The sequence below is a fragment of the Mesonia mobilis DSM 19841 genome (assembly GCF_000423405.1).
GTDB classification, from domain to species: Bacteria; Bacteroidota; Bacteroidia; order Flavobacteriales; family Flavobacteriaceae; genus Mesonia; species Mesonia mobilis.
The window spans coordinates 42,942-57,448 of record NZ_AUHX01000012.1 but is presented as its reverse complement, the minus strand read 5'-3'; the positions used below and the strand labels follow the sequence as shown (position 1 = coordinate 57,448).

General features: G+C 36.1%; 12 protein-coding genes. All 12 read left to right on the top strand.

Annotated elements, in window-relative coordinates:
- Positions 1 to 66: 66 nt before the first annotated feature.
- The 12 genes from G551_RS0109935 (at position 67) to G551_RS0109880 (ending at position 14,478) form a co-directional block, all read left to right on the top strand.
- On the top strand, positions 67 to 858 hold the full coding sequence (locus tag G551_RS0109935; protein WP_027885442.1) for a cation diffusion facilitator family transporter: 792 nt from the start codon (positions 67 to 69) through the stop codon (positions 856 to 858).
- Between the two features lie 44 nt (positions 859 to 902).
- A complete protein-coding gene (locus G551_RS0109930; protein WP_027885441.1) occupies positions 903 to 1,583 on the top strand; it encodes a lipoprotein signal peptidase in 681 nt (226 codons plus the stop codon).
- A 2-nt stretch (positions 1,584 to 1,585) separates the two neighbouring features.
- The gene (locus tag G551_RS0109925) at positions 1,586 to 2,584 is read left to right on the top strand and encodes a sodium:calcium antiporter (protein ID WP_027885440.1); all 999 of its coding nucleotides are present in this window, start codon (positions 1,586 to 1,588) and stop codon (positions 2,582 to 2,584) included.
- A 12-nt stretch (positions 2,585 to 2,596) separates the two neighbouring features.
- A complete protein-coding gene (locus G551_RS0109920; RefSeq protein ID WP_027885439.1) occupies positions 2,597 to 4,525 on the top strand; it encodes a heavy metal translocating P-type ATPase in 1,929 nt (642 codons plus the stop codon).
- Between the two features lie 767 nt (positions 4,526 to 5,292).
- Positions 5,293 to 5,589: a helix-turn-helix domain-containing protein gene (locus G551_RS15655; RefSeq protein WP_036243656.1), complete on the top strand. Its 297-nt coding sequence runs from the start codon at positions 5,293 to 5,295 to the stop codon at positions 5,587 to 5,589.
- A 231-nt stretch (positions 5,590 to 5,820) separates the two neighbouring features.
- Positions 5,821 to 6,294 carry a DUF6943 family protein gene (locus tag G551_RS15650; protein WP_051191358.1) on the top strand — a complete coding sequence of 158 codons (474 nt, stop codon included), beginning with the start codon at positions 5,821 to 5,823 and terminating at the stop codon, positions 6,292 to 6,294.
- 88 nt (positions 6,295 to 6,382) lie between these two features.
- Positions 6,383 to 7,024 (top strand): DUF6266 family protein, encoded by a 642-nt coding sequence (locus G551_RS0109905; RefSeq protein WP_027885438.1) that lies wholly within the window; start codon positions 6,383 to 6,385, stop codon positions 7,022 to 7,024.
- A gap of 319 nt (positions 7,025 to 7,343) precedes the next feature.
- Entirely contained in the window at positions 7,344 to 7,898 is a 555-nt protein-coding gene (locus G551_RS0109900; protein WP_027885437.1) for a DUF4494 domain-containing protein, read from the top strand.
- A 460-nt stretch (positions 7,899 to 8,358) separates the two neighbouring features.
- Positions 8,359 to 8,955, top strand: coding sequence for a TetR/AcrR family transcriptional regulator (locus G551_RS0109895; protein WP_036243654.1), 597 nt, complete (start codon positions 8,359 to 8,361; stop codon positions 8,953 to 8,955).
- A 20-nt stretch (positions 8,956 to 8,975) separates the two neighbouring features.
- Positions 8,976 to 10,034, top strand: a complete 1,059-nt coding sequence (locus G551_RS0109890; protein WP_027885435.1) for an efflux RND transporter periplasmic adaptor subunit — start codon at positions 8,976 to 8,978, stop codon at positions 10,032 to 10,034.
- A gap of 3 nt (positions 10,035 to 10,037) precedes the next feature.
- Positions 10,038 to 13,151: an efflux RND transporter permease subunit gene (locus G551_RS0109885; protein WP_027885434.1), complete on the top strand. Its 3,114-nt coding sequence runs from the start codon at positions 10,038 to 10,040 to the stop codon at positions 13,149 to 13,151.
- A 1-nt stretch (position 13,152) separates the two neighbouring features.
- Positions 13,153 to 14,478: a TolC family protein gene (locus G551_RS0109880; protein ID WP_229797333.1), complete on the top strand. Its 1,326-nt coding sequence runs from the start codon at positions 13,153 to 13,155 to the stop codon at positions 14,476 to 14,478.
- Positions 14,479 to 14,507: the final 29 nt, after the last annotated feature.

Genomic DNA, 14,507 nt, shown 5'->3' with positions numbered 1-14,507 from the left:
TTGTAACAATTGTATCCGGATAAAGGACAACTATTATAACGAATATTAAAAATAAAAAAAGAGATAATGGAGAAAACAACATTTAAGATAACCAAAATGGATTGCCCTTCGGAAGAGCAGATGATCCGGATGAAGTTGGAATCTTATGCTCAAGTGAAATATTTGGATTTTGATATTCCCAACAGGAAATTGGAAGTATATCATGTGGATGGCATTGAAGATATACAAACATCAATAGCCGGTTTAAACCTTGGGGATTCTTTAGAGGGAACCACAGAAGCCGAACCACCCGTAATGGAAGACCAATCCAAACAAAAAAGAATCCTTTGGTGGGTCTTGGGCATCAACTTTGGTTTTTTCGTTATCGAAATGACCACAGGTTGGATTTCCTCTTCTATGGGACTTGTGGCGGATTCGTTGGATATGCTGGCAGATTCCATCGTATATGCGCTAAGCCTATTCGCGGTAGGCGGTGCCATTTCAAGAAAAAAGAAGGTCGCAAAATTCAGCGGGTATTTTCAGATGGCATTGGCAACACTTGGTTTTGCAGAGGTATTAAGAAGGTTTTTTACCAGTAGTGAAACACCAATGTTCCAGTGGATGATTGTAGTTTCCATTTTAGCCCTACTGGGGAACCTTATTTCGCTTTGGTTGATAAACAAGGCTAAAAGTAAGGAGGCCCATATGCAGGCCAGTGCCATTTTTACGTCCAATGATATCATTGTAAACGGTGGGGTTATAGTGGCAGGGGTACTGGTCTATTTTCTGAATAGCAAATGGCCCGATTTGGTGATTGGCGGCATCGTCTTCACGTTTGTAATGCGGGGCGCCATAAGAATTTTAAAATTATCTAAATAATGCAAATATATGTTGCACAAGACGTTGGGAAACAATAGGAAATTATGAATAAAAGTAGTGTAGCATTATTGATTTTACTGTTGTTGGCAATAGACCAGACCATAAAGATTTATGTGAAGACCCATTTTTATTATGGCGAGGAGTACTACGTATTTGGCCTGGATTGGTTTCGCTTGCATTTTTTGGAAAATCCCGGAATGGCCTGGGGCTTTAAGTTTGGGGAGGGATATCTGGCCAAGCTTGTTTTGATCCTATTTCGGCTGGCCGCCATTGTTTGGGGGACTTTTTATATCAAAAAGATGATACGTGAAGGATATGCAAAGGTTTTTGTAATCTGTGCAGCATTTATATACGCAGGTGCATTGGGTAATTTGATTGACGGTGCATTTTACGGACTGATCTTTGAAAAAAGTGATCCGGCAGTACAAAACGTTGCAGAAATATTCCCGTCAGGGGGTGGATATGCGGGATTTTTAAATGGCAATGTCGTGGATATGTGGTTCCTTCCCATTATTGATACAAGGCTTCCGGAATGGATGCCATTTTGGGGAGGTAATCAATTTACTTTTTTTGACCCTGTATTTAATACCGCAGATGTCTGGATTAGCACGGGAGTGATTTTACTCCTGATCTTTCAAAGCCAACAAAAAAAAGACCAGAAAATATCGGAAAATAAAAAGTTGAAATATACTGAGGGTAACAGAAAAATTATAAACAACGATTAGTTATGAACGTTTGGCTTTGGGTAGTAGTATTGGGATTGGCAGCTTGGGCTGCCCATTGGGGTGCTGATCAACTCCTTACCCCTTTAAAGATGCTGCGCAAACAATGGGGGCTTACTGCTTCTGCAGGGGCAGCTTTCCTGGCTATTGTAACAGCGAGCCCTGAAGTGGCGATAAATATTACGAGCGCCGCCCGTGGGGTATCTGATATCGGGTTGGGGAATTTGCTTGGTTCCAATATCATTTCCATTCCGCTCATGGTAACCATTGCATACTTTGCTTCCAGAAAGCAATTTAAAAATAATAAGGAACACCAAAAACATCTGGATGCCAACCTACTGGCTCTGAACAAACGTTCTGTTTCGGTATTGTCCATCCCCTACCTGGCAATCATTGCTTTGGTAGCTATACTAACCCTTCCCAAAGCCTGGCGTGGATTACAACCCATCGATGGCTATATTATGCTGGCTGCCTATGCTGCTTTTTTAACGCATGCCATTATAAAAGGCAGGGAAAAGGGCGAAAAAGTAGAATGGGACAAAAAGAAAGTCTGGTTATCCGTGGCCGGGGCCCTGGCCATAGCTGTGGGTGCTTTTTTTATTGTTAAGGCAACAGAAAATATTGTTTCGGCCCTGAATATTTCTGAAATCGTTGGGGGATTGTTCATCACGGGTATAATGACCACCGCGCCTGAAATATTTAAGACCTGGAGCGTGGTGAAAGGAGGCGAAGTAACGGCAGGCACCACTAGTGTTATCGCAGATAATGCTGTTACGATGACGGTCGCCTTTTTCCCGTTGGCGCTGGTTACTACCCCTATCGAAGATTTCCAGTTGTTTTGGGTGAATCTTGCCTTCGTTGGACTGATGCCGCTTTTGTACTCCCTTTTTGTCCATCAAAGCAAGGAACTTCACGGTTTTAGCAGATGGCAGATATTCGCGTTCGATGCAGCCTATATCGTCTATCTATTGACAATGGTATTTTTTGTTCTAAAACTATTTTAAAATAAAACATATATGAAAAAGAAAAAACTAAATCTAAGAGACCTCAAGGATCCTTCAATTGAAAATAAGGTTTCATCACAACTGAGCATTAAGGAATACATCCCTTCCATATTCAGTTTTGTGATGTTGATAGCGGGAATTGCTATTGATTACTTTGATGCCTTTCCGTTTTTTAAAGGTTGGGTACGAATCGCTTGGTATGCGGTAGCCTACATCCCCGTTGGTTTTCCTGTTATAAAAGAGGGATGGAAAAGTATCAGGGACGGTGATTTCTTTACCGAATTCTTCCTAATGTCTATCGCAACCTTAGGGGCGTTCGCCATTGGGGAATACCCGGAAGGTGTGGCCGTAATGCTGTTTTACGCCGTGGGCGAACTTTTCCAAAACGCAGCTGTAAAACGAGCAAAGGGCAACATAAAGGCGCTTCTTGATGTACGTCCTAATGAGGCCGTGGTGTATCGGAACGGCGATTATGTTTCGGTCGATCCCGAGACCGTTGAAATTGGAGAAAAAATACAAGTGCGCGTAGGTGAAAAGTTCCCTTTAGATGGCCAATTGCTATCTAAAAAAGCATCGGTCAATACCGCAGCGATTACGGGGGAAAGCAAACCCGACACCATTGCCAAAGGAGACAAGGTTTTTGCCGGGAGCATCAATCTAGAAGGTGTTGTAGAAGTGGAAACCACCAAGGAATTTAAGGATAGTTCCATTGCTCGAATTCTCGATATGGTGCAAAATGCCACAGCACGTAAATCAAAGACCGAACTGTTTATAAGGAAATTTGCACGCATCTATACTCCTATCGTAGTTTTCTTAGCAGTATGCTTAACGTTTTTACCTTATTTTTTTGTGGACGGGTACGTATTTCAGGAGTGGTTATACCGGGCCTTGATTTTTCTGGTAATTTCTTGTCCCTGTGCATTGGTGATTTCCATTCCCCTGGGTTACTTCGGTGGGTTGGGTGCAGCATCCCGAAACGGTATTCTATTCAAGGGTGCATCCTTCTTGGATGCAATGACCCAAGTGAATACGGTAGTAATGGACAAAACAGGAACCGTTACTCACGGGGTATTCAAAATAAAGGAAATCAAACCCATAACATTAGAAAAGGCAACGTTTATGAAGTACCTGATGGCGATGGAAGAACAATCCACACATCCCATTGCCAAGGCGATCTTGGAATATAAAGCGGACGGTTCTGATTATGAGGCCACCAATGTTTCAGAGGTTGCCGGAAAAGGATTGAAAGGGATGGTCAACGGAAAAACAGTACTTGTAGGTAACAAAGCATTGATGACCTCAAACAGTATTGAAGTTCCTTCGGAAACAGATGGTATTGTAGAATCAATTGTTATGGTGTCTATTGACGGAAAATTTGAAGGTTATGTAACCATTGCAGATGAATTAAAGGATGATGCACACCAAGCCATTAAACAAATTCGAGATTCAGGAATTTCCAGGATTATAATGCTATCAGGCGACAAGGACTCTATTACACAACAAGTTGCAAAAGAGTTAAATATCGATTGGGCAAAAGGTGGATTGTTGCCTGAAGACAAATTGAACGAAGTCGAAGAACTCAAAAAGCAATCCGGAACCAAAGTAGCATTTATAGGCGATGGTATTAACGATGCCCCGGTTTTGGCGATAAGTGATGTTGGCATTGCAATGGGTGGTTTGGGTAGTGATGTGGCCATCGAAACGGCGGATGTCATTATCCAGACCGACCAACCCTCTAAAATTGCAAGGGCAATAAAAATAGGTCGGTCTACAAGACGCATCGTATGGCAGAATATTGGTCTGGCTTTCGGTGTAAAAATTATCTTTATGATTTTGGGCGCAATTGGTATGGCCACATTGTGGGAAGCAGTTTTTGCAGATGTAGGAGTAGCATTATTAGCAATTTTAAATGCAGTTAGATTACAACGAATGAGTTGGTAATTGTCCCCACAACCCAAAACCCAGTTTTTTCGTACCTCAGAATCCTCTGTCTTTTGTTTTGTTCCGCTATCCACCGCACTTGTAGTTTTTGGTTGCCAACCCTCACACAGCACATTGCTTATTTTATTTGCTATTATATTTTAAAAGTAGTACAATAAAAAAGCAAAGAGCTGTTCCCATCCCTCACACCAAAAACTACCCCAAGCTATGTTTACATAACGGGTAGTTATAATAGCAGCCGCTACACCCACCGCATCACCAAAGCTGTAGTTATAACGCCATTATGTAAAATAGCCGCTTTTCCCACGCTCACATCCGAACTTTTAATAAAAATCCGAACTAAATTGAAACAATAACCATTTGAAATTTTAGATTAAAATGAAGCATATTCGTTACCTCATTCAAGCTGCACAAAACCATCGTTAAGTCCAATTATTCCTTACCTCAAGTCTTTGTTTGTTTCATTTCGTTAACAAATATAAAAGACCACTTTTCCCCACCACCCAAGTCAGCGGTTATAAAAAAATAGGTTCATAAAATGTAGTACAACGCCATAGCATATTGCTTTTTCTCGTACCTCAAAAAAACAAAAAGCTATTGTCTCAAAGTCCTGTATAAATAGCTTGTTTAAATGCTGTTTTATCAAACAACTATTTAAAACGCTACCCATACAAACGCTTCATCCAACGCTCAAATTGGTAATAACCTATTTTTTTAAGAGTTTATGCCCCAAAAAGTGGAAATCAATTAACTAAAAAGAAAACAAGATGATTACAAAAACAATTCAAATCACAGAAGTTACAGCAGATGAATTAGCAGATACGGTAGCAGATAAACTAATGTTTAAAATTGAAAACTACCTTAAAGAATTATCTAAAAAACAAAATGATGAAATCCTAACAAGACAAGAAGTAGCTGATTATTTAAGGATAAGTTTAGTAACAATACATTCCTGGAATAAACACGGCATTTTAAATCCAATTCGTATGGGCAACAGAATTTTTTACAAAAAACAAGACATATTAGATGTTTTAGAACAACAAAAAATAAATAAAAAAAGGTAGCAAATATATGTGGCTACCACAGCCAACGCGCAAGGCTATAAAGGTCAAGCCCTACGGGTTTTGAAAAAAATCTCCACCCCAATATTATTAAAAAAAGAGGGTAGTATTTTTTCCAAAAACCTTGACAGCCTTATCCACGCCACAAGAACATACGGCTTTCTTTTTTTATTGTTTTTCTTTTAAAAAATTAATGGTGCGAAGCGTAGCGAAGCAATTTTAAATTGGATAGCTATGTCAACTTTTGAACTGAAAACTCACCAAATCGGAAGAACCTACTCGCAACCTCATTTTTTTATTTTGAATAAAGGGCAAAACAGCGGAAAGCCCTTAATAAATCCTTGTCCTAATTGTTTTGTGGTATCTACATCAACCGAAGAAGAAAAACAAACCCTTTACCATTTATCAATGATGTTGCAAATAGGCGGTTTTTATGCTTATTATTTAAAAGGGAGTGTTATTCCATTTATCTCAATAGATGATTGCAGAAACACCTTAAAAAATAGTTACACATCGTTGTTAAATGATGAATTTGAGTTACAAAAGCATATTAATATAGTGTCAGCAATTTGTAAAAAAGAAGCTGAACTTCAAAAAGTAATTTCAAAAATGGCAGATTTAAAAGTGTCATACATACAAAATCTATTTTCTAAAAAGCAAAATCGGGCAACAAAGGGCAACAAAAACCAAATCAATCTATTAGCATAGTATTTGCCATATATTACTTGTGTTGGTTAAAGACCGTACCAAGTCCGTACCAACTTCGAACAAGTATTAATTTTAAATTTTATATACAATGGGTGTTATTTCACAAGGAATCCTGGGCGGTGTATCAGGTAAAGTAGGAAACGTAGTTGGTGCTTCTTGGAAAGGTATTGACTATTTGAGAATTAAGCCTTCAAATGTGGCAAATCCACGAACAGAAGGACAAGTTAACCAAAGAAACAAGTTTACTGTTACTTTGGAGTATCTTCAACCGAATTTAGGTTTTATCAAGAAAGGGTATAAATCTTATGCGGTGCAAAAAACAGAGTTTAATGCAGCAATGTCTTATGTATTGAATAATGCGATTACAGGAGCTGCACCAAACTTTACTGTAGATTATTCTTTAGCTTTATTAAGTAGAGGTAATCTATCTGGAGCATTGAACCCTGCAACAGATTTAGCAACTGCGGGACAAGTAGAATTTACTTGGGATGATAACTCTGCTGAAGGTAATGCAAATGCAACTGATAAAGCAATGATTTTAGTTTACAATCCAAGTAAAAAAGAATCAATGTATATTCTTGATGGTGCTGATAGAACTGTAGGATCTCAAATCATTACAATTCCAAGTACCTATGCAGGTGATACTGTTGAGCTTTTTATGGCATTTATTACTGCTGATGGTAGTATCGTCTCAAACAGCGTTTATTTAGGCTCTGGAACAGCTAATTAACGGTTGATGTTTTTATGTATGAAACCACTCTTTATGAGTGGTTTTTTTATGCTATATTCGTAATTGAATTTATTAATGATTGCCCTTAATTTACCCTTTTTGGGTGTTTTTTGTATCCTATTTGTTGCCCAAATGCTCTAACCCTAATAAATATAAGGTAAGTTACATATTGTATCGGGAAGTAAAATAATTTTCTTGATAGATAATTCATTTTAAATAATTTAGAAGTCCACAGTTAGAATTGTGAATATCTATTGTTTTATGTTACTTGATTGCTAAGGCTGAAACTGTATTTTTGGCGCTCTAAAAATTGAAAATTATGAGCGCAACTTGGTATGAATGTAAGGTGAAATATAGAAAAACCGATGAAGCTTCCGGAGCTCGAAAGGTAAAAACAGAACCTTTTTTGGTCGATGCCATTTCGTATACTGAAGCAGAAAAGAGAATTACCGAAGAAATGTCGGTGTATTTAAGTGAGGGTGAAGAGATTTTAATTACCAATATCAAGGTAGCTAATTATGCTGAAATTCATCCGTTTGAACTGGCAGATCGTTGGTTTAAAGCAAAAATAGCCCTCATTGCTTACGACCAAGAAAGCGGTAAAGAGCGTAAAACCAACCAATATCTTTTAGTGCAAGCAAACGATATAAAAGAAGCTTACGATAACACGACTCACGTGATGCGCGATACGATGGGAGAGTATAATATTCCTGCTATTTCTGAATCTCCAATTATGGATGTTTTCCCCTATTTTACAGGTGAAGAAGAAGATGCAGAGCGTGTAGAAGAATTTATGCGTTTAAAGGATTCTGTGCCATTTCAGAATAATGAAGACGAAGCTTTAGCAAACGAAGATGCTTTAGTTGCTGAATAAATATTTTAGAAAGTGGTATTAATCTTTCAACAAAAAAATAAAAACCGTTTTGGGTAGTACCAAAACGGTTTTTGCTTATTATAAATTCAATCTAAGTGTTTCCAAATTAAATAAATTAATCTGTTTTGATATTCTTTTAAGGTAAAGTCTTATTTTTTAACGTAAACTTAAGTTTAAACACTCATAAAGGCTAATAATTGGCGCTTTACCATTATTGGTTGAAGATAAATTAAATGAAATTTATCTCTAAAAACAGCCATGAAAACAGAACGTCTAAAAAAGGATTTTGATCATTTTATACTTCAGAAAAACCATCCTTGCGTAATGGCGCAAAGTGTAATTTTTCTAACTTATCACGGTAAACTTCAACTCACAATAAATTTTTGTTAAAGTCCATATTCATTCATTCTGAATAAACATTATTTATATTTTTGTCGAAAAATGAACATTTATAAGGTTTATGTCGAAAATTAAAAAAGATGAATCTGTAAAACATCAAATTATAGAAGCCTCTAAAGTTGTATTTAAAAATTACGGCTTTAAAAAAGCCAATATGGAGTTAATTGCTAAAGCCTCTGGAAAAGGAAGAAGTACTCTTTACTATTATTTTGAAAATAAAGATGCGGTTTTTAAAGCTTTTTGCGAAGATTTTTATGAAGATATGCTCGAGGTTATCTTTAAACAATTATCACCCAACCTTACCATTGAAAAAAATCTAAATCTTTATACGCAAGGAAGGTTAAACCACTTGATTGAAGCTTTAGATACCTACGAAAATTTGCTAGCAGATATAAAAAGTGATACCAAATTTATGGTTCATCTTTTTAGAAAAATTAAAGATGAAGAAATAGAAATCATAAAAAACTGTTTGCTGTGGGCCATAGAAAAAAATGAAATTAAACCTATTGCCTCAGAAAAATTACATTTTTTATCGGTAGCAATTGTTACTTCTGCCGGAAGTATCAAAAAAGAAATTTTTCTTTACGAAACTGTAAAAGGAGATCCTAATGAGCAATTACAGTGGATAACTCAATTAATGATCAATTCTCTAAAGTAAATTCACATAAACAATTCAATATGAAAAATAATTCAATTTTTATTTTTTTGATAGCTGTTTCAATTCTGTTTTCATGTAAAAAGGAAGAAACAACTAAAAGTATAGACCCTATTGCAGTTGAAGTTCTTACTGTAGGCGCTTATTCGGGTTCTTCAGCAAAAGCATCTTCACGTTTTTCTGGAGTTATTAAAGCCAAAAAGACAGCGCAGTTAAGCTTTCAGGTTTCAGGAAACATTAATAATATAGCTGTAAGTTTAGGAGAGTATGTGCAAAAAGGAGATTTGGTAGCGAGCATCGATGCCACTAGCTATAGAGAACAATATGAAGCAAAAAGAGCACAAGCCGAATTGGCAAAAGAAAACTACACACGCATTAATGAAGTCTATCTAAAAGGGAGCATTGCCGAAATTAGAATGGTAGAAGCTCGTTCTAATTATAAACAAGCACAAGCAGCAGCCAATGCCGCTTATGAAAATGTAAAGAAAACTCAGCTTAAAGCCCCATTCTCTGGATATATTGGAGCCAAGCTAATGGAAGTGGGAGATGTAGCTAGTCCTGGTATGCCAGTTTTACAATTACTAGATACCGATCAAATGCAAGCGGTTATTTCGCTTTCAGATCAAGAAGTAAATAACTTTAAAGAAGGTGATTCTGCTGTTGTAAAAGTAGAAGCTTTAAATAAGCAATTTAGCGGTGTTTTAACTGAAGTTTCGGTACAGACTGGTGAGCAAACTCCAGTATATGAGGCAAAAATTACTTTACCAAATCCTGACCGAATACTAAAAGCAGGAATGAGTTGTAAGGCTATGTTTCCCGACGTAAAAACAGAGCAGCCTAAAAAAGAAAATTCAGAAATTATACTGCCAGTCAATTTAGTTTCTATTACAGATAAAGGAGAACATTTTGTGTATTTAGTAGATCCAACTTCTAATACGGCAAAACGACAATTAATAGAAGTTGGTAATCTGTATAATGAAGGTATTGCGATAACGAATGGCTTAAAAGCTGGTGATCAAGTAATTTCTTCTGGCTACCATAAACTTACTAATAATACACCTATAACCTTGAGAACAAAGTAACCCATGAAAAAGAAACAAGATCTTATTGCGTGGGGAATGAAGAACAAAGTTTTCCCTATTGCGCTAGCATTTACATTTTTGATGATCGGACTTATTGGACTTTTTAATATGTCTCGTAATGAGTTTCCAGATTTTACCATAAGAACAGGACTTGTAGTTGGGGTTTATCCCGGTGCTACGGCAGAGGAGGTAGAAACACAGCTTACTTCTAAATTAGAGAAATATCTTTTTTCTTTTAACGAGGTAGATAAAACTAAGACTTATTCTTACTCGAAAGATGGGATGAGTTATGTATACTTAGAAGTAGCAAACCGTGTTGGTAAAGACGAAACACAACAATTTTGGAATAAACTTAAAAACGATCTTTTTGTCTTTCAGCAGCGTTCTGTACCTAAAGGTGTAAGAGGGATTGTAGTAAACAGCGATTTTGGAAATACTGCTGCAATGATTTTATCGGTAAAATCAGAAACTAGACCTTATAAAGACCTTGAGTTACACGTAGAAGACATAGCAGACGATTTGCGCCAGATAGAAGATATGGCAAAAATTAGTTATTCTGGCGGCCTTACCGAACAAATAGAAATACAGGTAGATCAAAACAAATTGGCCGAGTATGGCATTAGTCCAGGCCTGCTTATGCAAAGTTTGCAAACTCGAGGCACTATTTTACCCGGAGGGACCTTAGAAGAAGCAAACTTTGATAAGCCTATTCATCTAGATGCATTTTTACACGATATAACAGATGTAGCAGACCATATTGTTAAAACCGATGACAATGGCAATGTAGTAAAGGTTAGCGATATTGCTCAAGTAAAAAAAGCTTATGAAGATCCAGATTCTTTTATACAAACTGGAGGCGAAAAAGCTATGATTATTACTCTTGAAATGGCTAAGGGTAATAATATCGTTCAGTTTGGAGAAGAAGTTAAAGAACACCTTGCAAAATTAGAAGCAGAGCTACCTTCAGATATAGAAATAAGTACAAGTGCAGACCAACCTGTAGCAGTAGATCACTCTATAAGTCATTTTATGAAAGAGTTTGGTTATGCTTTAATGGGTGTGATTATTGTATGTATGTTGCTTTTACCGTTTAGAGTAGCTTCGTTAGCTGCAGCTACAATCCCTATTACCATTTCTGCTACTCTTGCTGTAATGTATATGCTTGGGATGGAGTTGAATACGGTAACACTAGCTGCGCTAATTGTAGTATTAGGTATTGTAGTAGACGATCCTATTGTAGTGATAGATAATTATATTGAAAAATTAGATGAAGGAGAATCTAGATGGAATGCCGCCTACCATAGTGCAAAAGAATTATTTCCTTCTGTATTTACAGCTACTTTAGCTATTTCGGCAACCTTCTTTCCGCTAATGTTTTTTATGTCTGGTACAGCAAAAGACTTTTTAAGTACTTTTCCTTTTACCATTTCTATAGCCTTGTTTTTATCATTAGCAATTTCGATTTTATTGGTGCCATTTCTTAATACGGTATTTATTAAGAAAGGTTTACATTCAGATAAAGATGAGCAGGAAAAACAAAAAAAGAAGTCTATGCTAGATCGTCTTCAAAACTTTTTCAACAGAACAGTAGAAAAAGCGATGAAGCATTATAAACTTACGGTATTGGCAGGAATACTTGCTGTATTAGTTGGAGGCTATTTATTCTCTAATGTAAGTCAAGAATTATTTCCTATTGTGGAACGAGATCAATTTGCAGTTGAGGTAACTTTAAGTCAAGGAAGTAATTTAGAGGAAACAGCAGCAGTTGTAAATAAATTTGAAAAAATATTAGCTAAAGAAGAGCGAGTAGAAAATTATACCAGTTTTATAGGAGAAAGTTCTCCACGTTTTCATATGGTATATGCACCTAATCTTCCAGCTAAAAATTATGCTCAAATATTAGTAACTACCACTTCTAATGATGCAACAGAAGAGTTATTAGAAGAATACGATAAAAAGTATGCAGAGATGTTTCCGAATGCTTACTTACGTATGAAGCAACTTAATATGGTGAGTAAGCCAGCACCAATAGAAATTAGGTTATATGGTGATGATATTGAAGAACTTCAAGAATACGGAAATTTAGTAATAGATGCGGCAAGAAAAACACCTCAAACTATCTGGAGCAGAAGTAATTTTGGAGAGCGTTATCCTACAATAAGTATAGATATAAAAGAAGATCAAGCAGCTCAAGTTGGCTTAACCAAAGAAGACATAGGTAATAGTATTGCTATGAATATGGAAGGCCTGCAAGCTACTCAATTATACGAAGATGATTATGCAATTAATGTGAAAATTAAATCTGAAAACAGCGAAGCTCAAAGTATTTCAGAATTAAATCAATTGTCCATAATCTCTCCAACCACAGGTAAAATTGTTCCCCTAAAACAGGTAGCAGAGGTAAAACCTTCTTGGGAACAAGAGCAAATAGTTAGGCGTAACGGTAGAAGATGTTTAACCATTCGAGTAGATATAGAAAAAGGAGCTGTAGCCAATGTGGTGCTCGATAAAATAAGACCAAAATTAGAAGAACTAAACATACCCAAACATATAGAAATTGGTTACGGTGGTGAGTACGAAATGTCTCAAGAAAACTTAGTGCCTATGCAAGTATCTTTACTTATAAGCATTCTTTTAATTATCCTTATTCTTATTTGGCACTTTAAATCATTTAAACACGCATTTTTAAGTTTTATGACGATGCCACTAAGTATTTTAGGAGCTGCATTAGGTTTATTATTAATGCAATACCCTTATGGTTTTACCTCATTTTTAGGAGTATTAGCTCTATGTGGTATTGTGGTAAGAAACGGAATTATACTCATAGATTTTGCAGATGAATTAAGAGAGCATCACAGCAAAAATGTTTGGGATGCTGCAATGCAATCTGCACAACGTAGGATGCGCCCTATTTTCTTAACCTCATCGGCAGCAGCAGTGGGAGTTACCCCTATGATTATAAGTAGATCAAGTTTATGGGGACCATTAGGTACCGTAATTGCATTTGGTCTTCTGGTCTCTATGGTATTAACTCTGTACGTTTTACCTGTATTGTATTGGTTATTTTTTAGAAATGAAGAAAACCAAGATGAAAATTTAACCACCGAAAAAGAATAAAATGATGAAAACATCAAAAAAAATAATTCTTACAAAACAGACTATTCTTTTCTTTATATGTACATTTTTATTTGTACCATTTAGCTATGCTCAAGAATTAAATTTAGACGAAGTAAAAAAGTCTGCTATAGATTATAGTCGAAATATTAAAAACGGAAAGCTTAGAGCAGAAAAGGCAGCATTAGCTAGAAAAGAAGCTTATACCAATTATTTTCCAGAAGTTGAAGCGATGGCATTAGGTATCTATGGCTTTGACGATATAATACCACCTATTGTAGGGGTTCTACCCAATGGTTTCGATAACTTTTATAGCATATCTGCCACGGCATCTCAAGTAGTTTATGCAGGTGGTAAGGTGAATTTATCCAATCAATTAGCTCAAATACAAGAAGAAGCAAGTTTGTTAAGTACAGAAGAATCTACAGACTCTGTAGTTTTAGTAACAGAAACAAAATACTGGCAATTAGTACAGTTGCAAGAGCAACAAAAAGTTATCGCTAGTAGTAAAATTTATTTAAACGAATTATTAAAGCAACAACAAGATTTATTAGATGCGGGACTCATTGCTAAAAATCAATTATTACAAGTAAAAGTAGAAAAAAGCAATGTATTGTTTCAGGAAAATAAAATAGCTAACCAACGTAAATTAGCTTTATTAGATTTAGCATTATTCGCAGGTATTAGTTACGATACCACTTTGGTAGCACAAGCAAATTTTAAAGAACCAGTACCATCACCAGCATTAACCTATCAAAACCCAGAGTTAGATTTACAAGATAACAATAGGTATCGCTTATTACAAAAACAGGTAGAAGCGGCAAAGTTACAAGTAAAAAATGAACGAGCAGACTTATTACCTAGTATTGGAGTAGGGGTTAGTGCTGCAAAGTTTGACTCTTTTAGTAGAGATTTAGGAGTAGACATTCAGCCTATTGCATTTGGGAGTATTACAATACCCATTTCTGCTTGGTGGTCTGGTGAGAAAAAGCAACTTCAGCAACAAGAAATAGAGGTTGAAATTAGTGAGAATAAATTAAAAGATGCAGAAGATCAATTAACGGTAAGTATCATGAAAAGCTGGTATGATCTACAAAACGCTTATAAGCAAATTGAGTATGCTAAAGATCGAGTTTTATATGCACAAGAAAATTTAAAAACTCAAAAAGATAATTACGATAGTGGACTTAAAAATCTTACTGATTTGCTAGATGCTAGGAAGTCTTTAGAAGAAGCAGAAGCTACTTGGGTAAATGCAAGAGTTGCTTATGAGCAATCTGAAGCTATGTATTTGTACAACACAAATCAATTATTAAGCTCTACGAAATAATATTATTATTTGTAAAAAATTTAAAAGCC